Annotated in this window: 26 protein-coding genes; 9 read left to right on the forward strand and 17 right to left on the reverse strand. The window is 68.4% G+C overall.

The window, feature by feature from the left end:
- Window positions 1–21: 21 nt before the first annotated feature.
- The 5 genes from JQX08_RS13140 to JQX08_RS13160 all read right to left on the reverse strand — a co-directional run bounded on the left by JQX08_RS13140 (window position 22) and on the right by JQX08_RS13160 (window position 6,449).
- Entirely contained in the window at window positions 22–1,167 is a 1,146-nt protein-coding gene (locus JQX08_RS13140) for an efflux RND transporter periplasmic adaptor subunit (RefSeq protein WP_205348821.1), read from the reverse strand.
- A 194-nt stretch (window positions 1,168–1,361) separates the two neighbouring features.
- A complete protein-coding gene (locus JQX08_RS13145; protein ID WP_205348822.1) occupies window positions 1,362–2,459 on the reverse strand; it encodes a DUF1513 domain-containing protein in 1,098 nt (365 codons plus the stop codon).
- Window position 2,460: 1 nt separating this feature from the next.
- The gene (locus tag JQX08_RS13150; RefSeq protein ID WP_205348823.1) at window positions 2,461–3,525 is read right to left on the reverse strand and encodes an imelysin family protein; all 1,065 of its coding nucleotides are present in this window, start codon (window positions 3,523–3,525) and stop codon (window positions 2,461–2,463) included.
- 10 nt (window positions 3,526–3,535) lie between these two features.
- Complete coding sequence (locus JQX08_RS13155) at window positions 3,536–4,957, reverse strand: di-heme oxidoreductase family protein (protein WP_205348824.1); 1,422 nt, start codon at window positions 4,955–4,957, stop codon at window positions 3,536–3,538.
- 154 nt (window positions 4,958–5,111) lie between these two features.
- Window positions 5,112–6,449 (reverse strand): imelysin family protein, encoded by a 1,338-nt coding sequence (locus JQX08_RS13160; protein WP_205348825.1) that lies wholly within the window; start codon window positions 6,447–6,449, stop codon window positions 5,112–5,114.
- A 197-nt stretch (window positions 6,450–6,646) separates the two neighbouring features.
- Here JQX08_RS13160 and JQX08_RS13165 point away from each other — a divergent pair, with 197 nt between their 5' ends.
- Window positions 6,647–7,219, forward strand: a complete 573-nt coding sequence (locus JQX08_RS13165) for a LemA family protein (RefSeq protein ID WP_205348826.1) — start codon at window positions 6,647–6,649, stop codon at window positions 7,217–7,219.
- A gap of 9 nt (window positions 7,220–7,228) precedes the next feature.
- Window positions 7,229–8,119: a GIDE domain-containing protein gene (locus JQX08_RS13170; RefSeq protein ID WP_205348827.1), complete on the forward strand. Its 891-nt coding sequence runs from the start codon at window positions 7,229–7,231 to the stop codon at window positions 8,117–8,119.
- Window positions 8,120–8,148: 29 nt separating this feature from the next.
- Here the strand turns inward: JQX08_RS13170 and JQX08_RS13175 are convergent, their stop codons facing one another.
- A complete protein-coding gene (locus tag JQX08_RS13175) occupies window positions 8,149–10,212 on the reverse strand; it encodes a putative bifunctional diguanylate cyclase/phosphodiesterase (protein WP_205348828.1) in 2,064 nt (687 codons plus the stop codon).
- A 247-nt stretch (window positions 10,213–10,459) separates the two neighbouring features.
- Here JQX08_RS13175 and JQX08_RS13180 point away from each other — a divergent pair, with 247 nt between their 5' ends.
- Window positions 10,460–11,755: an ammonium transporter gene (locus JQX08_RS13180; RefSeq protein ID WP_205348829.1), complete on the forward strand. Its 1,296-nt coding sequence runs from the start codon at window positions 10,460–10,462 to the stop codon at window positions 11,753–11,755.
- Window position 11,756: 1 nt separating this feature from the next.
- On the forward strand, window positions 11,757–12,401 hold the full coding sequence (locus JQX08_RS13185) for a hypothetical protein (protein WP_205348830.1): 645 nt from the start codon (window positions 11,757–11,759) through the stop codon (window positions 12,399–12,401).
- 58 nt (window positions 12,402–12,459) lie between these two features.
- On the opposite strand, the gene sodB is transcribed toward JQX08_RS13185, so the two are convergent.
- The 4 genes from sodB to JQX08_RS13205 all read right to left on the reverse strand — a co-directional run bounded on the left by sodB (window position 12,460) and on the right by JQX08_RS13205 (window position 15,203).
- Window positions 12,460–13,041: a superoxide dismutase [Fe] gene (gene sodB, locus JQX08_RS13190; protein WP_205348831.1), complete on the reverse strand. Its 582-nt coding sequence runs from the start codon at window positions 13,039–13,041 to the stop codon at window positions 12,460–12,462.
- A 203-nt stretch (window positions 13,042–13,244) separates the two neighbouring features.
- Window positions 13,245–14,087, reverse strand: a complete 843-nt coding sequence (locus JQX08_RS13195; protein WP_205348941.1) for an EamA family transporter — start codon at window positions 14,085–14,087, stop codon at window positions 13,245–13,247.
- A 97-nt stretch (window positions 14,088–14,184) separates the two neighbouring features.
- Window positions 14,185–14,793 (reverse strand): LysE/ArgO family amino acid transporter, encoded by a 609-nt coding sequence (locus JQX08_RS13200; RefSeq protein ID WP_205348832.1) that lies wholly within the window; start codon window positions 14,791–14,793, stop codon window positions 14,185–14,187.
- Window positions 14,794–14,798: 5 nt separating this feature from the next.
- Window positions 14,799–15,203 (reverse strand): ACT domain-containing protein, encoded by a 405-nt coding sequence (locus JQX08_RS13205; protein WP_205348833.1) that lies wholly within the window; start codon window positions 15,201–15,203, stop codon window positions 14,799–14,801.
- Between the two features lie 93 nt (window positions 15,204–15,296).
- Between JQX08_RS13205 and JQX08_RS13210 the strand changes: the two genes are divergently transcribed.
- A complete protein-coding gene (locus tag JQX08_RS13210; protein WP_205348834.1) occupies window positions 15,297–16,196 on the forward strand; it encodes a LysR family transcriptional regulator ArgP in 900 nt (299 codons plus the stop codon).
- Here the strand turns inward: JQX08_RS13210 and JQX08_RS13215 are convergent.
- Window positions 16,183–17,244 (reverse strand): saccharopine dehydrogenase family protein, encoded by a 1,062-nt coding sequence (locus tag JQX08_RS13215; RefSeq protein ID WP_239482144.1) that lies wholly within the window; start codon window positions 17,242–17,244, stop codon window positions 16,183–16,185. The two genes, JQX08_RS13210 and JQX08_RS13215, sit on opposite strands and share 14 nt — an antisense overlap.
- 206 nt (window positions 17,245–17,450) lie before the next feature.
- On the opposite strand from JQX08_RS13215, the gene JQX08_RS13220 reads away from it, so the two are divergent.
- Complete coding sequence (locus JQX08_RS13220) at window positions 17,451–18,443, forward strand: NAD-dependent epimerase/dehydratase family protein (protein ID WP_205348835.1); 993 nt, start codon at window positions 17,451–17,453, stop codon at window positions 18,441–18,443.
- A 4-nt stretch (window positions 18,444–18,447) separates the two neighbouring features.
- On the opposite strand, the gene JQX08_RS13225 is transcribed toward JQX08_RS13220, so the two are convergent.
- Window positions 18,448–18,711, reverse strand: a complete 264-nt coding sequence (locus JQX08_RS13225; protein WP_205348836.1) for a hypothetical protein — start codon at window positions 18,709–18,711, stop codon at window positions 18,448–18,450.
- A gap of 346 nt (window positions 18,712–19,057) precedes the next feature.
- Between JQX08_RS13225 and JQX08_RS13230 the strand changes: the two genes are divergently transcribed.
- Window positions 19,058–19,879 carry an ATPase gene (locus JQX08_RS13230; RefSeq protein WP_205348837.1) on the forward strand — a complete coding sequence of 274 codons (822 nt, stop codon included), beginning with the start codon at window positions 19,058–19,060 and terminating at the stop codon, window positions 19,877–19,879.
- A gap of 83 nt (window positions 19,880–19,962) precedes the next feature.
- Here the strand turns inward: JQX08_RS13230 and JQX08_RS13235 are convergent, their stop codons facing one another.
- The 3 genes from JQX08_RS13235 to JQX08_RS13245 are packed head-to-tail and all read right to left on the reverse strand — an operon-like array spanning window position 19,963 to window position 22,559.
- A complete protein-coding gene (locus JQX08_RS13235; RefSeq protein WP_205348838.1) occupies window positions 19,963–21,012 on the reverse strand; it encodes an alkene reductase in 1,050 nt (349 codons plus the stop codon).
- Window positions 21,013–21,041: 29 nt separating this feature from the next.
- The gene (locus JQX08_RS13240; RefSeq protein ID WP_205348839.1) at window positions 21,042–22,211 is read right to left on the reverse strand and encodes an MFS transporter; all 1,170 of its coding nucleotides are present in this window, start codon (window positions 22,209–22,211) and stop codon (window positions 21,042–21,044) included.
- A 45-nt stretch (window positions 22,212–22,256) separates the two neighbouring features.
- Complete coding sequence (locus JQX08_RS13245) at window positions 22,257–22,559, reverse strand: ArsR/SmtB family transcription factor (protein ID WP_205348840.1); 303 nt, start codon at window positions 22,557–22,559, stop codon at window positions 22,257–22,259.
- Window positions 22,560–22,676: 117 nt separating this feature from the next.
- On the opposite strand from JQX08_RS13245, the gene JQX08_RS13250 reads away from it, so the two are divergent.
- Both JQX08_RS13250 and JQX08_RS13255 read left to right on the forward strand, forming a co-directional pair.
- Entirely contained in the window at window positions 22,677–23,258 is a 582-nt protein-coding gene (locus JQX08_RS13250; protein ID WP_205348841.1) for an acyl carrier protein phosphodiesterase, read from the forward strand.
- Between the two features lie 71 nt (window positions 23,259–23,329).
- Complete coding sequence (locus JQX08_RS13255) at window positions 23,330–23,695, forward strand: universal stress protein (protein WP_205348842.1); 366 nt, start codon at window positions 23,330–23,332, stop codon at window positions 23,693–23,695.
- 8 nt (window positions 23,696–23,703) lie between these two features.
- Here the strand turns inward: JQX08_RS13255 and JQX08_RS13260 are convergent, their stop codons facing one another.
- Together JQX08_RS13260 and olsB are read right to left on the reverse strand one after the other, a co-directional pair.
- Window positions 23,704–24,477: a lysophospholipid acyltransferase family protein gene (locus tag JQX08_RS13260; RefSeq protein WP_205348843.1), complete on the reverse strand. Its 774-nt coding sequence runs from the start codon at window positions 24,475–24,477 to the stop codon at window positions 23,704–23,706.
- Window positions 24,474–25,232: an L-ornithine N(alpha)-acyltransferase gene (olsB, locus tag JQX08_RS13265; protein WP_205348844.1), complete on the reverse strand. Its 759-nt coding sequence runs from the start codon at window positions 25,230–25,232 to the stop codon at window positions 24,474–24,476. The genes JQX08_RS13260 and olsB overlap by 4 nt, the downstream gene beginning before the upstream one ends.
- Window positions 25,233–25,283: the final 51 nt, after the last annotated feature.

Raw genomic sequence — 25,283 nt, forward strand, 5'->3', positions numbered from 1 at the left:
ATTCCTTTTCCAGCGACCGCCTTAGCGGACGCTGGCCTGGCTGGTGGCGCGGGCGGCGGGTTCGGCGACGATGCTGACGTGCGCGCCGTTATCCAGCTTGAGCTGGCCGGTGGTGACCACCTGCTGGCCGGCGGTCAGGCCCTTGAGCACCACCACCTCGCCGTCGCGGCGCTCGCCGGTCTCGACGAACACACGCTGGACCACCAGGCGCGGCTGGCCCTGGTCGTCCTGCTTGGCGCTGCCGTCGTCGTTCTTCTCGGCCTCGACCACGTAGATCGAGTTGCCGTACAGCGAGAAGGTCACCGCGGTTTCCGGCACCACCACGCGCGCTTCGCTGTTGGGCAGCAGCACGTTGAGGTTGGCGAACATGCCCGGCAGCAGCTTCTCGCCCGGATTGGGCAGCGTGGCGCGGACCTGCACGTTGCGGGTGTTCTCGTCGACCTTCGGGTTGATCGCCGCGATTTCGCCGAGGAAGGATTCGCCGGGGAACGCCGCGACGCCGAGCTGCACGCGCTGGCCGACCTGCAGCTTGGGCACCGCCTGCTCGGGCAGAAAGAAGTCCAGGTACAGCAGCGACAGGTCCTGCAGGGTGGCGATGATGGTGCCCGAGGCGAGGTAGTCGCCGACGTCGACCTGGCGGATGCCGATGGTGCCGGCGAACGGCGCGAGGATGCGCTTCTTGCCGAGCAGCGCCTTGAGCTGCGCGACCCGCCCGCTGTTCTGCTGCAGCTGCGAGGCGAGGCGGTCGAAATCGCTCTTGGAAATCATCTGCCGGCTGATCAGGCTGCGGCCACGTTCGAACTCGACGCGGGCGAGGTTCAGCTCGGCTTCGGCGGACTCCAGCGAGGCCTGCTCGACCGCGGCGTCCATCTGGATCAGCGGCTGGTTGGCGGCGACGTGTTCGCCGGAGCGGAACAGCACATCACGCACCGTGCCGGTGACTTCGACGGTCAGATCGACACCCTGCGAGGCCTTCAGCGTGCCGATGCCCGGCAGGCGTTCCTGCCACTGGCGCTGTTCGGCAATCGCGGCCGAGACGCTGATCGGTGGCTGAGGCGCAGAAAATTGCTTGATCTGTTCGCGGATCGAGAAGGCTTTGTAGCCGGCCAGGAGCAGCACCACGACGAGCACAACCCCCAGCATGGCAAGCATGCGGCGGAGCAACATATTCCGTTTCCTTGGCGGGAAAATGGCCTGGGAATAGGCGAGGCATGCACCTTAGTCCCAGTTGTGGGGCAAGTCAAAACCACACTGTGGCAAGACATTGCGCTTATCCACAGCCTTTTGACCGCCCTATCACTGACGTTGATCGCCGCGGATTCCCTCACCTGACCGGAGGAAATCCGTCGGCCAGGCGGCGGTCAGGCGCTGAGGTGCAGGTGGTTGTCCCACAGGCCGGCGGGCAGCTGCAGCGGCTGGGCGACGATGGGCTGGCGGCGGCAATCGTAGAAGCGGCAGCGGCCCTGCCCGGAGGTGACCACGAAGCCGTCGGGCACTGCGCCGACTCCGGCGCAGTCCGGTAGCGGCGCGTCGAGGCGTACCGCGCCGCTGTCCAGGTCCCAGATGAAGAAGCGGTTGCCGCGCGGGGCGGTCAGAGCGACCAGGCGCAGCTCGTCGTGAATCGCCACGCTGGCGGTGTACTGGGCCATCGCCAGGCGCTGCGCATCGTCGAGCGGGAAGGCCTGGAACGGCTGGCCGGGGCGTTTGATGGCGAGCAGGTCGGCGCGCTCGTGGGCGTCGCCCATGTACTGCTGGCCGGCGACCACCGTGCCGTCGCGGGCGATCGCCAGGTGGCGCACGCTGTTCATCGGCTGCGCCAGGGTTTCCTTGGACAGCAGGCTGCCGTCGCGGCGCATCAGCACCAGGCTGGGCTCCATGGCGTCGAGGTTCATCTCGATGCGGCTTTCCGCCTCGGTGCGGATGCCGCCATTGGCCACCACCAGGGTTTCGCCGTCCGGCAGCCAGGCCACCTGGTGCGGCCCCAGGCCGTGGGTGGACAGCTCGCCGCTGTGCTGCAGGCTGCTGCCGTCGAAACGGTACTGGCCGAGCATGCCGCGACCGGGGTCGCGGGTATCGTTCTCGGTGGCGTACAGCCATTCGCCGTCGCGGTGCCACACGGCATGCCCGTAGAAGTGGCGGTCCGGCTGCGCGTGGACGGTCTGCAGCAGGCGCCCGTCGCGCAGGTCGATCAGGTAGCTCTCGGTACCCGGACGGCGGGCGACGAACAGCGCCAGCGGCTGCTCGGGGTGCTCGACGATGTCGTGGCAGCGCTGGGCGACGCGGGTGGCGAACACCGCCTGGCCGTCGAGGCGATAGCCGACCGCGTAGTGATGGCCGTCGCCATCGTCGCGGGCGGACAGCACCATCGGCGTGGCGCTGCGCCGGCTCAGCGTCCATCCGCCGAGGCTGAGCGCGCCGAGCAGCGCGCTGCCGAGGGCCAGTACATGGCGGCGTAGCATGTCAGTCACCGTCGTTGGCATTGAAGCCGAGTTGCACGCCGAGGGCCTTGGCCAGGTCGCTTTCCTGCAAGCGGTGCACGCGGTTCAGGCTGTCGTAGAAGTCGCCCACCTGCTGGCGCCCGGCTTCGCTGGCGAGCAGTTCGGAGAGCGGCGGCTTGATCGCGGCGAGCTTCTGCCGCGCTTCGGCATAGGCGGCGTCGATGCGCGTCGCCAGCTCCTTCTGCTCGGCGCCGAGCAGGCCGCGGATGCCGTGGTTGTCCACGCCGCTCCACAGCGCCTCGGCGCTGGCCAGGCCGGCGGCGATGTTGCTCAGCGAGGCTTCACTGCGCCAGGCCTCAGCCTGCAGCGGTTGCGGGATGCCCTTGCTGAGGCGGCCGAGCGGGGTGCCGAGCTTCTTCTTCAGGGTGTCGATGGCGGTGACCTGCACCCGCAGCAGCTCGGCGATCGCCTCGTGGGCGTCGGCGTAGCGCGGGTTGGGGAACTTGCTCAGCTGCTCGAGCATGCCGTCCTTGTTGTTCCAGCGTGCCAGGATGTCCTCGGCGAGGTGCTGCTGGCGTTCGCCGATGGCTTCCAGCAGCGGACAGTAGCGCAGCTTGGTGGCGCTGTCGGCGAGGTCGATCTGGCTGTCGAAGAGGATGTACTCGTAGGCGGTCAGGCCCTGCACCACCACGCTGGACTTCTCCAGGGCGCTGGCGTCGATCTGTGGCTGGCTCTTGACCAGCTGCTCGACCTGGCGCGCCACCAGGTTCTTCTTGTCCGGCCAGAACTGCACGCGCCAGGCCTGGTTGCCCTCGGCCAGCGGCCCGACCATCAGCGGCTGCAGCTCGGCCCAGGCCTTCTGCGCGGCGTAGAAGTCGGCGCGCGCCTGGGCCAGGTCGACCTTGCCGGAGCAGAACGCCAGGGCGCTCTGGGCCAGCTGGCGATCGGCTTCGACCCAGCGGCTGTAGGTCGGCAGGATCACCTGCTGGGCCAGCGCCGCGGAGGTCTGCGCCTGCTGGTCCTGCGGCGAGCAGGCGCCAAGGGCGAAGGCGGCGAGGCTGGTGAACAAGAGTTTCGGGCGAAACATGCGCGGCTCCTTAGAGGGAGTTCAGGAAAGCCAGTAGCGCGCGGCGCTGCTCGGCATCGAAGTGTAGAACCTGTTGCTTGGCCGGCTCCGCTTCGCCGCCGTGCCAGAGCACGGCTTCCAGCAGGTTGCGGGCGCGGCCGTCGTGGAGGAACTGGGTGTGGCCGCTGACCGTCTCGGTCAGGCCGATGCCCCACAGCGGCGGGGTGCGCCATTGGCTGCCGCTGGCCTGGAACTCGGCGCGGCCGTCGGCGAGGCCCGGGCCCATGTCGTGCAGCAGCAGGTCGCTGTAGGGGCGGATCTGTTGGTTGGCCAGCTCCGGCTCGGCGGCATCGGCGGCGGTGGTGAACTGCGGGGTGTGGCACTGCGCGCAGCCGGCCTGGTGGAACAGGCCCTTGCCGGCCAGTACTTCGGCGTCGTCGACGCCACGCCGGGCTGGCACGCCGAGGTTGCGGGTGTAGAACAGCACCAGGCGCAGGATGTTGTCGCTGACCTCCGGGCTGCCGCCGTTGACCGCCGCCCGGCAGTCGGCCTGCGCCGCCGTGCAGTCGTCGTGGGGCAGGGCGCTGGTGGTCAGGCCCATGTCGGCGGAGAAGGCGTGGCGATTCTGCTGGTCGAGGGTCGGCTGGCCGGCCTTCCAGCCGAAGCGGCCGAGCACGGTCTGCTGGCGTGTGTCGTCCCAGACCCGGTTGGCCTGGCCGGCGACGCCGGTACCGGCGCGGCGCTGCGCCTCGGCGCCGGCGAGGATCGCCGATTCGGGAATGGCTTCGAGCAGGCCGAGGCCGATCATCGGCGGCGCGACGCGGACCGACAGCTGCACCTGCGGGTGTAGTGCGCCGTAGCCGAGCTGGCTGAGCTGCAGGCTGGGCTGGCGCAGCTCGACTTCATGGCCGTCGGCGAAGCGCACACTCTGGGTCGCGTAGGCCACGCGGACCTTGCCCTCGGGGACCACGCCGGGATTGGCCATGTCCTGCAACTGCGTGCCGTACACCGGCTCGGGCACTACGCCGAGGCGTTCGATCAGCTGCGCCTGCTCGGCGCCGCCGTCAGCGGGAATCGACAGGCGCACCAGCATCGACACGGCATTGCTCGCATCGGCCTCCGGCGGATGGCCGCGACCGTCGCGCACGTGGCAGTTCTGGCAGGCATTGGTGTTGAACAGCGGCCCCAGGCCGTCCCGCGCGGTGGTGGTGGACGGCGCGATGACCCAGGGGTTGCGGAAGAAACTGTTGCCCACGCTGAAGTCCAGGCGGCGTTCGCCGGACAGGTTGGCGGAGGGCAGGGAGAAGGCGTTCTGGTCGCGCTGGCGGACGCTGGCGGTGCCGGCGGAGAGTGCCTCGTTGGCTTCGGCCCGGTCGAACCGCGGCGCCTGGTCGCACGCCGCCAGACTCAGGGTCAGCAGCAGCGGAAGGAGGCGGGGAAGGGCGGCGAACATCGGTGAAGGTCCAGGGCAAAGCAGGCGCGCAAGCTTACCAGTGCGATGTGAAAATCCTGCAGTTGGAAATGAAAAACGGATGCGGCGGGGTGCCGCATCCGTTCGTGTGGCGCTTGAGCGCAACTGCACCGCTCAAGGCCTCAGGCCACGTCGATCAGAACTGGTGATCGGCAGTGTCCGGCTTCAGGTCGGTGATGCCGATCGCGCCCGCAGCCTGTTCGATGGCACCGGTCTGCTTGACCAGCGCGGCGATGGCGTCGCGGATGATCTGCTGGCCGGCGCTGTTGTCGGCGGCGATCAACTGGTCGAAGTGCTGACCGTTGTTGGCGCTGTCGACCAGGGCTTGCAGCTTCTTCTCGGTGTCGGCGAGGTCGGCCTTGACGGTCTCGTCGACCGCCGGCGCGGCCTTGGCCACCAGCGAGGACAGGCTCGCGCCGTTCAGGGTGCTGCCGTCGACGCGCTTGTATTCGCCCAGGTAGATGTTGCGAATGCCTTTGCCGTCGTAGAAGTGCGAGTTGTGGGTGTTGTCGCTGAAGCAGTCGTGCTCGTCTTCGGTGGAGTTGGCTTCCAACGCGACCTTCATGCGCTCGCCGGCCAGTTCGCCGAGCGACAAGCTGCCCATGCCGAACAGCATCTTGCGCAGGCCGTCGGCAGCCGGTTCGGCTTCCAGCTTGGCGCGGTAGTTGTCGGCGACGCCCTGTTTCCACTGGCCGACCATCCACTCCAGGTCCTTGACCAGCAGGTCGGTGGCGGCTTTCAGGTAGGTGCGGCGGCGATCGGTATGACCGCCGGTGGCGCCGTCACCGAGCACGTAGTCGGTGTACGGACGCTCGCCGGCGCCCGGGCCGGTGCCGTGCAGGTCCTGGCCCCAGAGGAGGAATTCGATGGCATGGTAGCCGGTCGCGACGTTGGCTTCGGAGCCGCCCAGTTCGTTCAGTTCGGCGAGCTTCTCGCCGGTGATGTCCTTGACGTCGATCTTGTCTTCGCCGACCTGGATCTCGGTGTTGGCGATGATGTTGGCCTTGGCGGCCGGGTTGCCCTGGGCTTCGGCAGTGCCGTCGGCGACGTAGTCGATCAGGCCTTCGTCCAGCGGCCAGGCGTTGAGCTGACCTTCCCAGTCATCCACCACGGCGTTGCCGAAGCGGAACACTTCGGTCTGCATGTACGGCACGCGGGCGGCCAGCCAGGCTTCGCGGGCGGCCTTCAGGGTGGCGTCGCTGGGGTTGGCGAGCAGCGCGTCGACCGCAGCCTGCAGGGCCTTGCCGGTGGTCGCCGCATCGTTGAACACCGCGTAGCCGATGTCGGCGTAGTGGGCGACTACCGCCTTGGCCGCCGCCTCGTCGACTTTGCCGCTGGCCGCTGCCGGGGCGCTGGCGGCCGCAGGTGCAGCCGGCGCGGTGGCCTGCGTGGCCGGAGCTTTGTCATCGCCGCAGCCGGCGAGAGAAATGGCGATGGCCAGGAGGCTGGCGGAAGCCAGGGGCATACGAATCATGGCGAGTTCCTTTGCGGCGAATGATGGGTGGCGCACGCTGCGCATGTAAAACCGCACCATAATGCGAAAGATTTGCATTTTGTGCAAAGGGCAGATGGTGCTGGAGTCGGCTTGGGCTGTGCGTTACGCCCTTCCTTGATGGCATGCTGCAGTTAGAATGCCGCCATCCTCATCGCCGTCTTCAGGGAGAAACCTGCATGAGCTTGACCAGTGTGCTGTTGATCGTTGTCCTCGTCCTTGTCGCCGCCTACGCGGTATCGCTCTACAACGGTCTGGTCCGCCTCAAGCACGGGGTGAGCAAGGCGTGGGCGAACATCGACGTGCTGCTCAAGCAGCGCCATGAGGAATTACCCAAGCTGGTGGAAACCTGCAAACAGTACATGCAGCACGAGCGCACCACCCTCGAGCGGGTGATCGTCGCGCGCAACGCGGTGGCCAGCGCCCGCGAGCAGCAGGACATCGGCGCACTGGGCAAGGCGGAGGGCGGTCTGCGCGCCGGGCTCGGCCAGCTGTTCGCACTGGCCGAAAACTACCCGGAGCTGAAGGCCAACGAGAGCTTCCAGCATCTGCAGCAGCGCATCAGCGGCCTGGAGAACGGCATCGCCGATCGCCGCGAGCTGTACAACGAAGCGGTCAACCTGAACAACGTGCGCATCGAACAGTTCCCCGACGTGCTGGTCGCACGGCTCGGCGCCTTCAAGGCGGCGGAGCTGCTGCGTTTCAGCGAAGCGGAGAAGGCCGACGTCGACCTCAAAACCCTGTTCAGCTGAGTCATGGAGATGCAGGAACTGGCGGTCGCGCTGGCCTTCAGCGTGGGCGCGTGTGCCGGCGGTGGCTGGTGGAGCCTGCGGCGCTGGTCGCAGGCGCGCCACCTGCTGGACACTCCGACCTCGAAGATCCGCTCCGCGGCGCAGGGCTACGCCGAGTTCTACGGCGTGCTGGAAGAGTTGCCCGAGGCGCGCATCTGTGGCCCGTTGAGCGGCAAGCCGTGCCTGTGGTGGCGCTTCAAGATCGAGGAGTACCACAGCGACGGCAAGAAGAGCAGCTGGCGGGTGCTTGAGCGCGGGACCAGCGAGGCCTGGCTGCGCTTAGTCGACGCCACCGGCGAGTGCCTGATCAACCCGGCCGGCGCGGAAGTGCGGCCGATGATCCGCGAGGTGTGGAAGGGCAACCTGCGCCATCCGCGTGGTCCGGCGCAGGGCGGTCTGCTCGGCTGGCTGAGCAGCGGCAAGGAGTATCGCTACACCGAGGAGCGCCTGCAGGCCGGGCAGCCGCTGTATGCCATCGGTGATTTCCGCACCAGCGGCGGCGGGCGGCAGGGCCTCGATCTGGCGGCGGCGCAGGGCGAGGTGATCCGCGAGTGGAAGCGCAATTTCGCCGGCCTGCTGCAGCGCTTCGACAGCGACGGCAATGGCCAGCTCGACGAGCCGGAATGGAACCGCCTGCGGCTGGCGGCGCAGCTGGAAGCGGAGGACCGGCACCGCCAGCACAGCGTGCTGCCGGCGCAGAACCACCTGGGCAAGCCGGCGGAGGCGCAGCCGTTCATTCTGTCCAACGCCGGGGAAGACGAGCTGGCGCGGCGCTTCTACTGGCAGGCCGCTGGCGGCGCGCTGCTGTGCCTGGCCGGGGCGTTGGCCACCGCCTGGCTACTGGGCATCAAGCAGTTCTAGAGCAGCGGCCCCGGCATGCGGGGCCGCGATTACAGGGTGGCGGGGTTGGTGGCGTCACTGAGGCGCCGAGCTTGCTTGAGGAACAGGGTCAGTTCGCGGGCCGGCAGCGGCTTGCTGTACAGGTAGCCTTGCCCCTCGTGGCAACCCTCGGCAATGACATAGGCCTCCTGCTCGGCGGTTTCCACGCCTTCGGCGATCACCTGCATGTTCAGGCTCTTGCCGAGCTGGATGATGGCGCGAACGATGGTGGCGTCGTCGTCGTCGTCCATCAGGTCCTGGACGAAGCTCTTGTCGATCTTGATCTTGTCCAGCGGCAGGCTCTTCAGGTAGCTCAGCGACGAGTAGCCGGTACCGAAGTCGTCGATCGCGATCAGCGCGCCGGAGCGGCGCAGGCTGAGCAGGTGCTGGGCGGCGGTGCTGATGTCGTCCATCAGGCCGGTTTCGGTGACTTCCAGCTCCAGGCTGCGCGGCGGCAGGCGGTAGACCTGCAGCAGGTTATTGACCACCCGCGGCAGCTCGGCGTGGTGCAGCTGCACGGTGGACAGGTTGACCGCCATGCGCAGGTCGGTGAAGCCCTGGTCGTGCCATTCGCGCAGCTGGCGGCAGGCCTGGTCGAGAATCCATTCGCCGATCGGGATGATGGTGCCGTTCTGTTCCGCCAGCGGGATGAACAGGTCCGGGGCGACGAAACCGTGCTGCGGGTGTTGCCAGCGCAGCAGCGCCTCGACGCCGACCACGCGGTGGTCGCGGTAGTCGATCTGCGGTTGGTAGACCAGGTGGAACTGACCGTGCTCGAGGGCTTCGCGCAGGTCCTTCTCCAGCTCGCGGCGGCGGCGCATCTCGCTGTCGACGCTGGCGATGTAGAACTGGTAGCGGTTGCGCGAGCGGCTCTTGGCCAGGGTCATGGTCTGCTCGGCCTTCTGCAGCAACTTCTCGGTGCTGTCACCGTCTTCGGGGAACAGGGTGATGCCGATGGTTGCGCGCAGGTGCACGGCCTGCTGATCGAAGGTGAAGGCTTCTTCCAGGTTGTCGAGCACGCTCTGGGCCAGCTCGGCGGCTTCGTAGGGTTGTTCGATGTCGGCCTGGACCAGGGCGAACTGGTCGCCGCCGAGGCGCGCCAGGGCGCCGAGACGGCCGCTGTGGCTGCGCAGGCGGTCGGATAGGGCCAGCAGCAGCTGGTCGCCGGTCTGGTAGCTGAACTGCTCGTTGACGCCTTTGAAGTCGTCGAGGCCAACGCACAGCACCGCCACGCGGCGCTGCAGGCGACCGGCATCGGCGAGGATCTGGTCGAGTTGCTGCTGCAGTTGCTGACGATTCGGCAGGCCGGTGAGGAAATCGTACTGCGACATGCGCAGCAGGCTGTTTTCCGCCTCGCGACGCAGGTGGGTGTTGCGTTCGATCGAGGCCAGCAACTGGTTGGCGGTATTGATCCACAGGCCCAGTTCGTTGCGTTCGTGGCCGCGGAGCATCGGCAGCTTGTGCTCGCTGGGACGGTCCGGGTTGATGTTGGACAGGTGCTCGATGATCTTCGACAGCGGCCGGGTCAGCAGCCAGTGGTAGACCAGGTACAGCACCAGGCCCATGGCCAGGGCGCGCAGCACGCCGGAGATGAAGATGATCACCGAGCTGGTGACGAAGTCCTCGCCGTACGGCGCGGTGTCCAGGGTGATGCTGAGGTCGCCGTAGTACTCGCTGTACGGCGCACGGCCGACCAGCTGGGTGGTGAAGGTCTTTTCCTGGCCGAGAATCGGGTCGGTCAGCCAGCGCGTGGCATTCGCCGACAGCTCGCGGCTGCGCTCGGCGAGCATGGGTTCGTTGGGGTGGCCAATGGCGGCATGGCGCACCGCTTCGTTCTGGAACAGGCCCTCGATGACCTGCATGCCCATTTCCCGGTCGAGGCTGTAGACCGCCTGGGTCGAGGGGTCGCGGAACATGTCGAGGATGCGTTGGGCGTCGTTGGCGATGGCCTGACGGGTCTTGTAGGCATCGAACATGATCTGCCCGCAACTCAGCACAACGCCGACGATCAACGCCGACAGCAGCACTACGCGGAGCAACTTCAGTGACAAGCTGTGTTTGTGTTCCAGCTTCAAATGCCTATTCCTTGTTCGATGCCAACGGCGGGCAATCGCCTGTGAGTATTGGCAAACACCAGGTTGCAGTCAAAGGGCCATTAGCCTGGCAACGATATTCGTCGTCGCTGTGCACGGCGCGCAAACGCACGCTGGGCCTCTCGCACTGTGTCGGTGCGAATGCTGGCGACTTGAGTGCCGTTTGACGGATTTCCTGCTGGCACAAGAGTTGCGAAGGCCCCCTCTCAGACCTTGGGAGGGGATGGACATGAGCAGACTGTGGCTATTTGTGGTGGCGCTGGGCACCGCGCCGTGGGCCGAGGCGGCCAGTGACCAGGCGCTGAACACCGCCTGGGTGGTGCTGGCCAGCGCCCTGGTGTTCTTCATGCAGGCCGGCTTCGCGCTGCTGGAAAGCGGCATGTCGCGGGCCAAGAACGCCGTCAACGTGATGATGAAGAACTACATGGATGGCTGCGTCGGCAGCGTGGCGTTCTGGGTGGTCGGTTTCGGCCTGATGTTCGGCAGCAACCTGACCGGCTGGTTCGGCATGAGCCATTTCGCCCCGCATCAAGGTGCACCGTGGGACTTCACCTTCCTGCTGTTCCAGATGATGTTTGCCGCCACCGCGGCGACCATCGCCAGCGGCGCGATGGCCGAGCGCACCCGCTATGCCGGCTACCTGGTCGGTGCGGTGCTGATCAGCGGCTTCATCTACCCGGTGTTCGGCAGCTGGGCGTGGGGCGGCGCCTATGGCGGACAGGGCTGGCTGGCCAAGCAGGGCTTCGTCGATTTCGCCGGTTCCACCGTGGTCCACAGTGTCGGTGCCTGGTGCGCGCTGGCCGGCGTGCTGGTGCTCGGCCCGCGCATGGGTCGCTTCGGCGTCGACGGCAGCACGCGGGCGATTCCCGGCCACAACCTCAGCCTGGTCACCCTTGGCGGCTTCGTGCTGTGGCTCGGCTGGTTCGGCTTCAACGCCGGCAGCACCCTGGGCGTCACCGAGAATCTCGGCCTGATCGCCCTCAACACCCACCTGGCCGCCGTGTGCGGGGCGCTGGGGGCGGTGCTGGCGCTGCGCAGCAGCGCACGGCCGGTCCTGCTGACCAGCACCATCAACGGTTCGCTGGGCGGCCTGGTCGGCGTCACCGCCGGCTGCGCCAGCATGCTGCCGGGCTTCGCCATGCTCACCGGGCTGATCGCCGGGTGCCTGGTGGTGTTCGGCAGCCAGCTGCTCGAGCGCTTGCGCATCGACGACGTGGTCGGCGCCGTGCCGGTGCATGGCCTGTGTGGCGTGTGGGGCACCCTGGCGGCCGGGCTGTTCTTCACCGGCGACCTGTTCAATCCGGCGCGCGTCGGCGTGCAGGCGCTGGGCATCGGCGCGGCGTTCGCCTGGGCCTTCCCGATGGCGCTGATCATGTACTGGATCGTCGCCAAGACCATCGGCCTGCGCACCTCGACCCTCGATGAGCAGCGTGGCCTGGATTACGCGGAACACGCCGAGGAGGGCTACCCGGAGTTCAACCAGGCGCCGATCTTCGATCGCAACGAACTGGCACGGAGAAGCTGAGATGAGCCTGAGCGTTCGCCGTCGGGCGATCTACACCGGACTGATGGGGCATTTCGCCGAGGACGAGTTGCTGCCACTGCTCTCGCTGTGGGAAGCCAAGTACGCCGACAAGCCGTCCTTCGCCCTCAACGAGTTTCTCGCCGAAGTGGCCAGCCGCACCGGGCGCAAGTTCGAGCGCGCCAAGCTGTACCGCGAACTGGTCGGCGCGCTGACCGCCTCGCCGAACAAGCTGCTGCCCGATCCGGAGCCGCGTTTGCAGGCCTGGCGGCAGGGCGCCGGCAAGCGTGCCGAGGAGGTGTCCGGCCAGGATGTGCGGGCGCGGCAGACCTTCCTGATCCTCAGCGGCATGCTGTTCGACGAGCTGGAGCCGGCACTGGTGCCGAGCCTGCGCCGCTTCGCCGCCGGCAACCTCGGTGGCATGCAGCTGGAGACCGAGGCGCGCCTGCGGCTGCGTGGCTGGCTGGAGCAGGGTGGCGCGTCGGGGCTGGCCGCGCTGGGCCTGGAGGACCTGCGCCGGCTGCTCAACCTGCTGTACATCGGCCTGTGCGAGTACCTCGGGCCAATCGCCGCCGACCATACCCTGAGCCGCACGGTGCGCCGGGCCAGCGAGCTGGACCTGCCGTTTCCCCCGGAGCAATTGCTCTAGGCGGCGCAGAAAGGAAAAAACCCGGCGAGGCCGGGTTTTTTCTTCAACCGATCAGGGATTAGGCAGCGAGGTTTTTCGCCACGAAGTCCCAGTTGACCAGGTTCCAGAACGCCTCGACGTACTTCGGACGCAGGTTGCGGTAGTCGATGTAGTAGGCGTGTTCCCACACGTCGCAGGTCAGCAGCGGGGTGTCGCCGCTGGTCAGCGGGCAACCGGCGCCGATGGTGCTGGCCAGGGCCAGGGAGCCGTCAGCCTTCTTCACCAGCCAGCCCCAGCCGGAGCCGAAGGTGCCGATGGAAGTCTTGCTGAACTCTTCCTTGAACTTGTCGAACGAGCCGAAGGCCGCGTTGATCGCGTCAGCCAGGGCGCCAGTCGGTTGGCCGCCGCCGTTCGGGCTCAGGCAGTTCCAGTAGAAGGTGTGGTTCCAGATCTGCGCGGCGTTGTTGAAGATGCCGCCCGAGGACGTCTTGATGATCTCTTCCAGGCTCTTGCCTTCGAACTCGGTGCCCGGCACCAGGTTGTTCAGGTTCACCACGTAGGCGTTGTGGTGTTTGCCGTGGTGGTATTCCAGGGTCTCGGCGGACAGGTGCGGCTCGAGCGCGTTTTTCTCGTACGGCAGCGGCGGCAATTCAAAAGCCATGGTGTATCTCCTCAGGTCGGGGCTTGGGAGGACGGTCGTAAGGGCTTCGACCAACCTCCAGCGAGGCCGTTCACGGGCGGCCAGAATGCGGCGGTAGTTTTCTACTCGTTGCCGCGGGCCCCCGATCATAGCATCCGGCCTGCGTCCTAACCACGCAGCAACTGTGGGGAAAAGCCTGCGGCAGAGCGATGTGGCGGTGCCGTTCAGCTCAGCTTCATCAGCGCCGCGCCGGCGACGATGACCAGGCAGGCGAGCAGGCGCAGCGGCGGCACCGACTCCTTGAGCAGCGCCCAGCCGATTAGCAGGGCGAACACCACGCTGGTCTCGCGCAGCGCCGAGACCAGCGCCACCGGCGCTTGGGTCATGGCCCAGATCACCAGGCTGTAGGCGCTCATCGACATCAGGCCGCCGGCCAGGCCGCTGCGCCAGTGCACGCCGAGCCGGGCGAACACCTGCGGGCCGCGCTGCACGGCGAGCACAGCAGCCATGACCAGGCCATTCACCGCGAACAGCCACAGCGCGTAGCTCAGTGCGTCCTGATTGGCGCGTGCGCCGGCGGCGTCGGCCAGGGTGTAGCCGGCAATGAAGCTGGCGGTGAGCAGCGCATCGACCAGCAGCGGCCCGGCGATACGCCGGTTGTGGCCGCCGCGCACGGCCATCAGCCAGATGCCGGCGACCAGGGTGAGCAGGCCGAGCCACTGGCCGGCGGACAGCCGGTCGCCGAGCAGCAGGAGCGACAGCAGGGCGACGATCAGCGGCGAGCTGCCGCGCGAGATCGGGTAGACCTGGCCGAGGTCGCCATGCCGGTAGGCGCGGGCGAGGAAGTGGTTGTAGCCGATATGCAGCAGTGCCGAGAGCGCGATCCACGGCCAGGCGCTGGCGGCCGGCAGCGCCACCAGGGGCAGGGCGAGCAGCGCCAGCAGGCCAGCGCCGATCTGGATCAGCGAGGCAGTGAGGAAACGGTCGAGGCCGATCTTCAGCAGCGCGTTCCAGCCGGCATGCAGCACGGCGGCGGCCATCACGGCGAGAAACACGGCGGTGTTCAGGGTGCGTTCCTTGTCGGGCGGCGTCGCGGGCGGCGGCCCGACGACCAGCGGCCGAGCATAGCAACGCCGCGCGCCGGCGGTCGACCGCCGGCGCGGCTCAAAGCGGGCTGTGGCGGATCAGTTGCCAGGCCACGCTGAACATCATCAACGCCACGCCGAGGTCGAGCAGCCGCCAGGTGGCCGGCCGCGCCAGCACCGGAGCCAGCCAGGCGGCGCCGAGGGCGAGGGTGAAGAACCACACCAGTGAGGCGCTCGCCGCACCCAGGGCGTAGGCGCCGGGCACTGCCTGCTGGGCGCCGAGCGAGCCGATCAGCAGCACCGTGTCGACGTACACGTGCGGGTTGAGCAGGGTCACTGCCAGGGTGGTCAGCAGCACCGCGCGGCGCGAGCGCGGCCCGGCCTGCGCCGCCTCGGCCAGGGCCGCCGGTGACAGCGCGCGGCGCAGCGCCTTGGCGCCGTACCAGAGCAGGAACAGCACCCCGCCCCAGCGCGCCACGCCGAGCAACAGCGGGCTCTGCGCCAGCAGCGTGGCCAGGCCGAACACCCCGGCGGCGACCAGCACCGCGTCGCACAGCACACACAGCGCGGCGACCGGCAGGTGGTGCTCGCGGCGCAGGCTCTGGGCGAGGACGAAGGCGTTCTGCGCGCCGATGGCGATGATCAGGCCGGCGGCGATCAGCACGCCATTTAGATAGCTCTGCCACATGGCGGTCATTCCTGTGAGTGGGCGGCCAGCGCGCGCAGGGTCGACAGCGCGCGCTCGGCGTCGGCCTCGGCGACGAACAGGTGATCGTGGAAGTAGCCGGCGATCACGTTGCAGCTGATCCCTGCTTGCGCCAGGGCGCCGGCAAAGGCGGCGGTGAGACCGACCGCTTCGAGCGCCGAGTGCACCTCCAGGGTGATCCAGGCGGCGACGTAGCTGTATGCCAGGCCGAGGCGATCGGCCTCGGCCTGTTCGAGGATCGCCGTCAGTCCTTCGCGCTCGCGAAAGCTGCCCAGCGGCACGCTGCCTTGCAGGGCGGTCGGGTCGGGCAATGTGCAGAACACATAGCGGCCAGGGTTGAGCTGCGGCGCGAGGCTGCGCAGCAGCACGGCGAGCGAGGTTTCACCGGTCATCGGGGCGGTCCAGGTCGGGTCAGATGTGGCGAGTCTGGGCGTCGGAGCTGTATAAGGAAAACGAATTATCCGTATGGATCATTAGGAGAACTGATGTTCGACTACAAACTGCTCGCTGCCCTGGCGGCGGTGATCGAACAGGCCGGCTTCGAACGTGCCGCCCAGGTCCTCGGCCTGTCGCAATCGGCGGTGTCGCAGCGCATCAAGCTGCTCGAGGCGCGGGTCGGCCAGCCGGTGCTGATGCGCGTCACGCCACCAGCGCCCACCGAGATCGGCCGTCGCCTGCTCAACCATGTGCAGCAGGTGCGCCTGCTCGAGCGCGACCTGCAGGGCCAGGTGCCGGCGCTGGACGAAGGCGGCCTGCCGGAGCGCCTGCGCGTGGCGCTCAACGCCGACAGCCTGGCGACCTGGTGGGCCAAGGCGGTCGGCGAGTTCTGCGCCGAGCGCCAGGTGCTGCTCGACCTGGTGGTGGAAGACCAGGACGTCGGCCTCAAACGCATGCGCGCCGGCGAGGTGGCGGCCTGCGTGTGTGCCGGCGCCCAGCCGGTGGCTGGGGCGCGTTGCGTGGCGCTGGGCGCGATGCGCTACCGCGCGCTGGCCAGCCCGGCGTTCGTCGCCCGGCACTTCGTCGGCGGCGTGGACGCGGCCAGCCTGGCCCGCGCGCCGGCGATCGTGTTCGGACCGGATGACCAGCTGCAGCACCGCTTTCTCGCCGCCCAGGGCGGCGGGCCGAGCTTCATCTATCACCTTTGCCCGTCCTCGGAAGGCTTCGTGCGCCTGACTTCCGGCGGCCTCGGCTGGGGCCTGGTGCCGGAACTGCAGGTGCAGGGCGAGCTGTCCCGCGGTGAGCTGGTCGAGCTGCTGCCGGGGCGGGTGATCGACGTGCCGCTGTACTGGCACCACTGGCGCACCGGCGGCGAGCTGCTCGCGCAACTCACCGGGCACGTCACCGGGCGTGCCGGCCAGTGGCTGGTGCCGCTTACGTCAGGCTGATGCTGGTCGAGCCCGGCAGCTGCTCGACGCAGCGCGCGCCGAACAGCGTCGACGGGGTGAAGTAGCCGCCCGGCCCGGCGTAGTCGAGCAGGTGGCGCACCGCGAGCAGCACGCCGTGCACGGTTACGTCGTAGCCGTTGGCGGTCTGCACCCGTGCGTTGCGCACCTCCCCGGCGGCATTGCGCGCCTCGCCCCATACCCAGGTCGGCAGACGCGCGCGGGTCGTCTCATCGGGGCCGTGCACGCGCCGTTCGACCTGGGCCTTGAGCCAGGCCTGGACCTTGGCGTGACCGAACAGACCGCGCAGCGGATCGATCGCCCGCATGCCCAGCGCGGCGCCGGTCGGGGTCGGCAGGTAGACCTCGATGTTGGGAATCGCCGTGGAGTAGTAGGCGGTCGCCACGTCGCCCCAGGGAATGGTCACCGCGCCCTTGGCGCCGCGACCGAAGTCGATGGTGCGGCGTTTGAAGCCGAGCGGTACACGCTGCAGGCGGCCGTCGCGGCGCACCTGGCCGCCGAGCTGCAGGCCCTCGACGGTGGTCTTCGCGGTGCCCGGAGACAGCCCGCTGCCAGTGTCGAAGCCGAGCGCCAGGTGAGTGGCATCGGGCAGCGCGGCCTTCAGGCAGGCGGCCAGGCAGTCGGTGGGGATCACGTCGAAACCGACCCCCGGGCAGACCACCACCCCGGCGCTGCGCGCGTCGGCATCGCGGCTGTGGGCGTGCTCGAACACCGCGATCTCGCCGGTGATGTCGACGTAATGCGTGGCACTGGCCAGGCAGGCGGCGATCATCGCCGCGCTGGTCGCTGAGAACGGTCCGGCGCAGTGTGCCACCACCGCCACGTCCTCCAGTGCGCTGCGACTGGCACCCGCATCGGCGAGGTCGAAGATGCGCGCGTGCAGGCCGAGCTCCGCCGCCAGCGCCTCGACGGCGTCGGGGCTGCGTCCGGCGAGAATCGGCGTCAGGCCCTGGCGCTGCGCTTCGCGCGCCACCAGGCGGCCGGTGTAGCCGTTGGCACCGTAGATCATCCACTGGGTCTTGTTGGGCATGCGGGCATCCTGCTGGGCGAAGGGGCGTATTCAAACGCGTCGGCGTGGCTGGGGCGATCCCCGCACGCTGTTTCACTACCTTAGATCGGTGCCGCGCGCTGTGCGGCGGAACCTGGGGCCAGTGGCTTGGCTCGCCGCGTCACGGCGCGGTGTGCGGCACGCTGCTAGAGTCGCCGCACCAACATAACAACAATGGGAAGTGGCGCATGCGGATTCTGGTAACCGGGGCGAGTGGCTTCATCGGTGGGCGCTTCGCCCGTTTCGCTCTCGAGCAGGGCCTCAGCGTGCGCGTCAACGGCCGTCGCCCGGACGCGGTCGAACAGCTGGTGTCGCGTGGCGCCGAATTCGTCCAAGGCGATCTGTCCGATCCGGCACTGGTCCAGCGCCTCTGCCGGGGCGTCGAGGCGGTGGTGCATTGCGCCGGCGCGGTCGGCGTGTGGGGCAGCTACGAGCATTTCCACCAGGCCAACGTCACCGTCACCGAGAACATCATCGCCGCCTGCCTCGAACAGGGCGTGCGGCGCCTGGTGCACCTGTCGTCGCCGTCGATCTACTTCGATGGCCAGTCGCACGTCGGCATCAAGGAAGAGCAGGTGCCGCAGCGCTTCTCCGACCACTACGGGGCGACCAAGTACCTGGCCGAGCAGAAGGTCTTCGAGGCAAGCGCGGCGGGTCTCGAGGTGATCGCCATCCGCCCGCGCTTCGTCACCGGCGCCGGCGACACCAGCATCTTCCCGCGGCTGATCGGCATGCACCGTAAGGGGCGCCTGTCGATTATCGGCAACGGCCTCAACAAGGTCGATTTCACCAGCGTGCAGAACCTCAACGACGCGCTGTTCAGCAGCCTGCTGGCGGCCGGGCCGGCGCTCGGCAAGGCCTACAACATCAGCAACGGTACGCCGCTGCCGCTGTGGGACGTGGTCAACTACGTGCTGCGCCAGTTCGAACTGCCGCCGGTTACCCGCCATTTGCCGTTCCGCGTGGCGCACAGCCTGGCGGCGCTCAACGAAGGGGTGTGCAAGCTGCTGCCGGGGCGCCCCGAGCCGAGCCTGTTCCGCCTCGGCGTGGCGGTGATGGCGCGCGACTTTTCCCTCGATATCAGCCGTGCTCGCCAGTACCTCGACTACGACCCGCAGGTCAGCGTGTGGACCGCGCTCGACGAGTTCTGCGATTGGTGGAAAACCGCCCAGCGCAGCTGAGGGTTCAGCCGCGCAGCGGGCCGGCGTAGCGGGTGTACTTCTCGATCAGCTCGGCCTCGCTGAGCACCCGCGGCGCCAACTGCAGGCCGCTCAGCTGGCTGAGCCGCTCGCCGAGCGCGCGGGTCTCGTCGACCAGCGACTCGGCGCAGGCGCCGAGCATGCTCATGATCGCGCCGGGCTGGCTGAGGCGGATGTCCACGCCCTGTTCGTCGCGCAGGCGGCGACGCAGCACCTGCATGCAATCGAGTACAGCTTTGGTCAGTTCCATCGGTAACTCCCCCCAGCGAGAAATGAAGGCTTCGAGCGCCACCTTCCGTGCGCCGCTCGAAGCGCACCGAACCCCAAGCTCCCCCTCGGGTCGATGCGCGCCGCGGCTCGGCCGTGGCGCGTGGCCTCCTTGGCGAAGCGCCAGCTAGACGCTCCGACCAGTGAGTCAGCAAATGCCGTACCAGCTTCGCGCAACGAACTTTCGCGGCCTGGCGGCGGTCGATGCAGGCGGACTCGCCCCGTGGCGGTGCGAACCGCACTGCGCTGGCGCGGTCATGAACGTGCCGGAACGAACCGGTATACTGGCGCCATCTCGCGCTTTCCGCGCTTTTCCTGAAGGTCCTGTCATGCGTAACGATGCTTTTGATGAACTGGACAGCGTGCCCAGCCTGACCACTGACGCCAGGGATCACGACTTCGGTCGCCACGCCGCCCAGCGCGACTACGAGCCGGCCGCGGCGCGTCAGCCGGCCAAGCGTGCCGGCGGCACCGGTGTGCTGTGGGTGCTGATCGCCGCGCTAGTGATCGCCTTCGGCGGCCTGGGCTGGTGGAGCCATCAGCAGATCGAGCTGATGAGCCAGCAACTGGTCGCCACCCAGGAGAGCTTCGCGCGGATCAGCGAGGAAGCCGCCGGGCGCATCCAGGACATCTCCGGCAAGGTGGTCGCCACCGAGTCCAGCGTCACCACCGGCAGCGAGGCGCTGCGTCTGCAGGTCAAGCAGCTGGAGAACAAGCTGGTCGAGCTGAACAAGCAGGCGCAGGGTCTGAGCAGCCAGCAGGGCGGCTCCGGCAAGCGCTTCGAGCAACTCACCGATGAACTCAAGACGCAGCAGGAGGCGGTCGGCAAGCTCGACAGCAAGCTGCAGGCGCTGGCCGGCGAGCAGGCCGCGCTGAAGTCCGCGCAGGGCGAGCAAGGCAAATTGGGCGAGCAGCTCAAGGCGCTTGGCGCCGATGTCAGTGCGCTGAAGAAGCAGGGCAACCCGAGCGCGGCGATCGCCCGTCTGGAGCAGGACCTGCTGGTGCTGAAGAGCGAGCAGGAGAACCGCCCGGCCGCATCGCAGAGCAGCACCGCCGAGTTCGACGCGTTCCGCGCCCAGGTCACCCGCAACATCGGCGCGCTGCAGGCGCAGGTGCAGAACCTGCAGCAGCAGATCAGCGCTCGCCAGTGAGAGGCTGACGCCGCCGCGCCGGCCGTCGTCCTTGCCGCATGAAAAAGCCCCGCCGAAGCGGGGCTTTTTCTTGGCCGCGCGAATTACAGGCGCGGGTAGTCGATGTAGCCGACCGGGCCGGAACCGTAGAAGGTTTCCGGGTGCGGATCGTTCAGTGCGGCGTTCTGCGCGAAGCGCTCCGGCAGGTCGGGGTTGGCGATGTAGGGGATGCCGAAGGCCACCGCGTCCGCCTGGCCGTCGGCCAACAGTTGGTTGGCGGCGTCCTTGCTGAAGCGCTCGTTGACGATGTACACGCCACCGAACGCGGCTTTCAGCTTGGCGCCGAGGCTGTCGTCGGCGAGCTTCTCGCGGGAGCAGATGAACGCCACATTGCGGCGGCCCAGCTCGCGAGCCACATAGCCGAAGGTCGCGGCACGGTTCGAGTCGCCCATGTCATGCGAATCGGCACGCGGCGCCAGGTGCACGCCGACGCGGCCGGCGCCCCACACCCCAATCACTGCATCAGTGACTTCCAGCAGCAAGCGCGCGCGGTTCTCGATCGGGCCGCCGTACTGGTCGGTGCGCTGGTTGGTGCTGTCCTGCAGGAACTGGTCGAGCAGGTAGCCGTTCGCCGCGTGGATCTCCACGCCGTCGAAGCCGGCGGCCTTGGCGTTTTCCGCGCCGACGCGGTAGGCCTCGACGATGTCGGCCAGCTCTTCGGTCTCCAGGGCGCGCGGGGTGACGTAGTCCTTCAGCGGCCGTACCAGGCTGACGTGGCCCTTGGGCGCGATCGCGCTGGGCGCCACCGGCAGTTCACCGTCGAGGTACAGCGGGTCGGAGATACGCCCGACGTGCCACAGCTGCAGGACGATGCGCCCGCCGCCGGCATGCACGGCCTTGGTGATGTTGGTCCAGCCGCGCACCTGGGCGTCGGACCAGATGCCTGGGGTGTTCGGGTAGCCGACACCCATCGGCGTGACCGAGGTGGCCTCGCTGATGATCAGCCCGGCCGAGGCGCGCTGCGCGTAGTACTCGGCCATCAGCGCGTTGGGCACGCGGCCTTCGTCGGCGCGGCAGCGGGTCAGCGGGGCCATGATGATGCGGTTGGGCAGTTGCAGGTCACCGACGGTAATGGGATCGAACAGGGTAGTCATGGGCGAATCCTCCTGAGGGGGAAATGGGATCAGTCGAGGGCAGGTTCAAGGGCGCTGGCACGTTGGCCGAGGCCGAAGGTCAGCAGGGTGGCGAACAGTGCGAGTACGGCGAGCAGCGCGGCGGCCAGTGGTACCCGGGTGAGGCCCAGGCCGTGCTCGATGACCAGGCCACCGACCCAGGCGCCGAGCGCGTTGCCGGCGTTGAAGGCGCCGATGTTGAGGGTCGAGACCAGGTTCGGCGCACCGCCGCCGAGGCTGACCACGTTGATCTGCAGGGCCGGCACAGCGGCGAAGGCGGCGGTGGCCCAGAGGAACAGGGTGATTTCCGCGGCGATCAGCGACTGGCTGGTCCAGGCGAACACCGCCGAACTCACCGCGATGGCGGCGAACACGCTGAGCATGGTGGTGCGCAGGCGCCAGTCGGCCAGGCGGCCACCGATGTAGTTGCCGAAGGTCAGGCCGAGGCCGATCAGCAACAGGGTCCAGGTCACGCCGCTGGGCGACACGCCGGTGACCTCGCCGAGCAGCGGGGCGATGTAGGTGAACAGGGCGAACATCGAGGCGGAGAACAGCACGGTAGTCGACAGCGCCAGCCAGAACTGCGCGCCACGCAATGCGGCGAACTCGCGGCGCAGGTCGGCTTTCTCCTGCGGTTGGTTGCCCGGCAGCACACGCCACAGGCCGATCAGCGCGAGCACGCCGATCACCGTCACCGCCCAGAAGGTGGTGCGCCAGCCGGCGTGCTGGCCGAGCGCGGTGCCCAGCGGCACGCCGAGCACGTTGGCCAGGGTCAGCCCGGTGAACATCAGGGCGACTGCCTGGGCGCGGCGATTGGCCGGCACCAGGCTGGCGGCGACCACCGAGCCAATGCCGAAGAACGCGCCGTGGCACAGCGCGGTGACCACCCGGGCGAACATCAGCAGGCCGTAGTCAGCGGCCAGCGCGCAGAGCAGGTTGCCGGCAATGAAGAAGCCCATGAGGATCAGCAGGGCGCGTTTGCGCGCCAGGTTGGCGGTGGCCAGGGCCATGAACGGCGCGCCGATGGCCACGCCGAGGGCATAGCCGGTGACCAGCCAACCGGCGCCGGGGATCGACACGCCGAGGTCGGCGGCGACATCCGGGAGCAGGCCCATGATGACGAATTCCGTGGTGCCGATGGCAAACGCGGACAAAGCGAGGACGAGAAGCGAAACGGGCATGGCGCCGGCTCCTGAACAGGTGAATGGGGTGGCAGTTGCGGTGGCTTACAGTTCTTCGTGCAGCCGGCGAAGGAATTCGGCGATGGCGGCTTCGTCGCGTTTGAAGAAGTTCCACTGGCCGACCTTGCGGCTGGTCACCAGACCGGCGCGTTGCAGGGTGGCCAGGTGTGCCGACACGGTGGACTGCGACAGACCGCTGCGCTGGTCGAACTTGCCGGCGCAGACACCGATCTCGAACGGATGATCCTGTTCGACGAAATACTTCTCCGGCTCCTTCAGCCAGGTCAGCATGTCGCGGCGTACCGGGTGGGAGAGGGCTTTGAGCACTTCGTCGAGGTCGAGGTTCATGGCTGTTCCGCCGTATATCGTGTTGAGGCGAACTATATATCGTGACTTGGCGATACGTGATCGATTCGACCGATAGTGACTATCGACCGCGACAATGTTTGCCCGCACCATGGGCGCATGAACTATCTCGCGCACCTGCACCTCGGCGGCTCGCAGCCCGGCCAACTGCTTGGCAGCCTGTACGGCGACTTCGTCAAAGGCCCGCTGGCCGGGCGCTTTGCCGCCGACGTCGAAGCGGCCATCCAGCTGCACCGGCGCATCGACGCCTTCACCGACCAGCACCCGCTGGTCGCCGCGGCCAAGGCGCGCTTCCCGCGCGAGCGGCGGCGCCTGGCCGGCGCGGTGCTCGACGTGTTCTTCGACCACTGCCTGGCGCGCGACTGGTCGCTGTACGCCGACGAGCCGCTGCCGGCCTTCACCGCCAGGGTGTACCGCACCCTGGCCGGCACCGCCGAACTGCCCGGGCGCCTGGCGCTGATCGCGCCGCGCATGGCGGCGCAGGACTGGCTGGGCAGCTACCGCGAGTTCGCCGTGGTCGAGACGGTGATCGGCGGCATGGGCCGGCGCCTGTCGCGCCCGGAACTGCTGGCCGGCGCCTGGGACGAGCTCGCGCAGCTGTACGAGCCGCTCAGCGAGGATTTCCGCGCCTTCTACCCCGAACTGCAGCGTTTCGCCGGCAGCCAATTGCACACGGATTGACCTGTATCAAGCGGTCGATTGGCTAAAAAGTGTGCAATTGAGGCTGGTCATCCTGAGTACGGAGGTGCGCCTTGCAATCGTTGATGCTGGCGACCGATCTTTCCCCCGCCGCCGAGCCGGCCCTGCGCCGCGCCGCCGACCTGGCGCGGCGTTACGCCTGCCCGTGGTACATCCTGCATGTGCTCGAGGGCGACGCGGCGGACGCCGAGAAGCAGGCCGCCGCGCGCCTGGAACGGCGCATGGAGCTGCTCACCCGGCTGGCCGGGCGCGCCCCGGAAGTGTGGATCGAGCGCGGCGACGTGGTCGATCAGATCACCGCATCGACGCGCTGGGCCGAAGTCGACCTGCTGGTGCTCGGCGGCGGGCCGCTGAATCGCTACCTGCGCGATCTGCCCTGCGAACTGCTGATCGTGCCGCCGGCACTGGAGCGCGCATGAAACGCGGATCAGGCCGCCAGCGCCTGCTGCGCAACTGCGCCGAACAACGCCGCGTGCACCGCGAACTGGGCCTGGCGGGCGAGCTCGGCGCGCTCCAGCCCCTGGCTGCGCAGCGGAGCGAGCAACTCGATGCGCACTTGCAGATCGTCCTCGGCAAACAGTCGCAGCAGGTGTGACACCAGGTCATCGTCGCCAATGAACGGCGCGACGCGGTGATCGACCTCGCCATCCCGTGCATAACGAATCGCCACCGGCTGCACCGGCGTGCCGGTGTCGATCGCGCTGCCCAGCAGGCGGCCGTGGAAGGTGCGCAGCGCGCGGCCATCGGTGGTGGTGCCTTCCGGAAAGATCAGCACCGCGCGGCCATGGCGCAGGCACTCGCCCATGCGCCGCTGCAGCAGCGCGCTGTCGCCGGTGCCGCGGCGGATGAACAGGGTGCCGGCCTGCTGCGCCAGCCAGCCGGCCAGCGGCCAGTGACGCACCTCGGCCTTGGACAGGAAGGTCAGCGGGGCGAGCATGCCGAGCAGCGGAATATCGGTCCACGACACGTGGTTGCTGACCCACAGCATCGGCTGGCTGGGCAGCTCGCCGTGCACGCTGACGCGGAACGGCAACGCGCCATTGAGCCGCTGCAGGTAGGCGCGACTGAGGCGCTGGCGCAGCGCGGCCAGGTCACGCCGGCTCAGGCGTTGCAGCAGCGCCACGCCGCTGGCCAGCAGCAGGCCGGCACCGAGCACCGCGGCCAGGCGCAGCAAGCGCGCGTACAGGCGCAGGCGCTTCATACCGCGGCCTTGAAGTGGCGGGCGTAGCGGGGGCACAGCTCGTCGCGCTTGAGCAGGATGAACACGTCGGCGACCTGGAAGTCCGGGTCCCAGCACGGTTCGCCGCAGATCTTCGCGCCGAGGCGCATGTAGGCCTTGAGCAGCGGCGGCAGCTCGGCGATCACATTGCCCGGCAGGTCCAGCACCGGCAGCGGATTCTTCGGCTCGGCGCGCAGGTGCTCGGTGCACAGGTAGCGTTCGCGCAGGCGCTGCATGATCGCCTGGGCCTGGATGCCGCCGTCCTGCATGGGGATGCTCGCGCAGCCCATCAGGTAGCGGTAGCCGCCCTCGTTGAGCACTTCGGCCAGCTCGCCCCACAGCACGGCGATGGTCGCGCCGTTGCGGTAGGCTGGGTCGACGCAGGTACGGCCGATTTCCAGCACCGGGCCGTGCAGCCCGGCCAGGCCGTGCAGGCTGAATTCTTCTTCGCTGTAGAAGCGCCCCAGGCCGGCGGCGGCGCGGTGGTCGAGCAGTCGCGTGGTGGCGACCAGGCGGCCGCTGCCTTCGTCGCGCACGCCGATGTGCGCGCAGTGGGCGTCGTAGTCGTCCATGTCCAGGCCGTGCTCGGCGCCGTTGAGCTTGGCGTCGAATTCCGCGCTGAACACCTGGAAGCGCAGCGCCTGGGCTTCGCGCAGGGCGGCCGGGCCGTGCAGGCGCTCGGCGACCAGACGGCGAGGTTGATTGGTGCGATCGTGGCTAGCGGGGCTCGCGGTCATCTCGTTTCTCCGTTCGCCAGCCTGTGCGGGTTGCGGCCGGTCGACTTTGTT

It is taken from the genome of Zestomonas insulae, assembly GCF_016901015.1.
GTDB lineage: Bacteria > Pseudomonadota > Gammaproteobacteria > Pseudomonadales > Pseudomonadaceae > Aquipseudomonas > Aquipseudomonas insulae.

What these genes read in the sequence shown, in the direction of transcription:
- JQX08_RS13235 (WP_205348838.1), bottom strand. Translation starts at nt 21,012, where the DNA reads ATGACTACCCTGTTCGATCCCATTACCGTCGGTGACCTGCAACTGCCC.
- JQX08_RS13250 (WP_205348841.1), top strand. Translation starts at nt 22,677, where the DNA reads ATGAACTATCTCGCGCACCTGCACCTCGGCGGCTCGCAGCCCGGCCAA.
- JQX08_RS13150 (WP_205348823.1), bottom strand. Translation starts at nt 3,525, where the DNA reads ATGTTTCGCCCGAAACTCTTGTTCACCAGCCTCGCCGCCTTCGCCCTT.
- JQX08_RS13185 (WP_205348830.1), top strand. Translation starts at nt 11,757, where the DNA reads ATGAGCCTGAGCGTTCGCCGTCGGGCGATCTACACCGGACTGATGGGG.
- JQX08_RS13140 (WP_205348821.1), bottom strand. Translation starts at nt 1,167, where the DNA reads ATGTTGCTCCGCCGCATGCTTGCCATGCTGGGGGTTGTGCTCGTCGTG.
- JQX08_RS13260 (WP_205348843.1), bottom strand. Translation starts at nt 24,477, where the DNA reads ATGAAGCGCCTGCGCCTGTACGCGCGCTTGCTGCGCCTGGCCGCGGTG.
- JQX08_RS13215 (WP_239482144.1), bottom strand. Translation starts at nt 17,244, where the DNA reads ATGCCCAACAAGACCCAGTGGATGATCTACGGTGCCAACGGCTACACC.
- JQX08_RS13220 (WP_205348835.1), top strand. Translation starts at nt 17,451, where the DNA reads ATGCGGATTCTGGTAACCGGGGCGAGTGGCTTCATCGGTGGGCGCTTC.
- JQX08_RS13180 (WP_205348829.1), top strand. Translation starts at nt 10,460, where the DNA reads ATGAGCAGACTGTGGCTATTTGTGGTGGCGCTGGGCACCGCGCCGTGG.
- JQX08_RS13170 (WP_205348827.1), top strand. Translation starts at nt 7,229, where the DNA reads ATGCAGGAACTGGCGGTCGCGCTGGCCTTCAGCGTGGGCGCGTGTGCC.
- JQX08_RS13200 (WP_205348832.1), bottom strand. Translation starts at nt 14,793, where the DNA reads ATGTGGCAGAGCTATCTAAATGGCGTGCTGATCGCCGCCGGCCTGATC.
- JQX08_RS13155 (WP_205348824.1), bottom strand. Translation starts at nt 4,957, where the DNA reads ATGTTCGCCGCCCTTCCCCGCCTCCTTCCGCTGCTGCTGACCCTGAGT.
- JQX08_RS13230 (WP_205348837.1), top strand. Translation starts at nt 19,058, where the DNA reads ATGCGTAACGATGCTTTTGATGAACTGGACAGCGTGCCCAGCCTGACC.
- sodB (WP_205348831.1), bottom strand. Translation starts at nt 13,041, where the DNA reads ATGGCTTTTGAATTGCCGCCGCTGCCGTACGAGAAAAACGCGCTCGAG.
- olsB (WP_205348844.1), bottom strand. Translation starts at nt 25,232, where the DNA reads ATGACCGCGAGCCCCGCTAGCCACGATCGCACCAATCAACCTCGCCGT.
- JQX08_RS13160 (WP_205348825.1), bottom strand. Translation starts at nt 6,449, where the DNA reads ATGATTCGTATGCCCCTGGCTTCCGCCAGCCTCCTGGCCATCGCCATT.
- JQX08_RS13210 (WP_205348834.1), top strand. Translation starts at nt 15,297, where the DNA reads ATGTTCGACTACAAACTGCTCGCTGCCCTGGCGGCGGTGATCGAACAG.
- JQX08_RS13205 (WP_205348833.1), bottom strand. Translation starts at nt 15,203, where the DNA reads ATGACCGGTGAAACCTCGCTCGCCGTGCTGCTGCGCAGCCTCGCGCCG.
- JQX08_RS13145 (WP_205348822.1), bottom strand. Translation starts at nt 2,459, where the DNA reads ATGCTACGCCGCCATGTACTGGCCCTCGGCAGCGCGCTGCTCGGCGCG.
- JQX08_RS13245 (WP_205348840.1), bottom strand. Translation starts at nt 22,559, where the DNA reads ATGAACCTCGACCTCGACGAAGTGCTCAAAGCCCTCTCCCACCCGGTA.
- JQX08_RS13225 (WP_205348836.1), bottom strand. Translation starts at nt 18,711, where the DNA reads ATGGAACTGACCAAAGCTGTACTCGATTGCATGCAGGTGCTGCGTCGC.
- JQX08_RS13240 (WP_205348839.1), bottom strand. Translation starts at nt 22,211, where the DNA reads ATGCCCGTTTCGCTTCTCGTCCTCGCTTTGTCCGCGTTTGCCATCGGC.
- JQX08_RS13165 (WP_205348826.1), top strand. Translation starts at nt 6,647, where the DNA reads ATGAGCTTGACCAGTGTGCTGTTGATCGTTGTCCTCGTCCTTGTCGCC.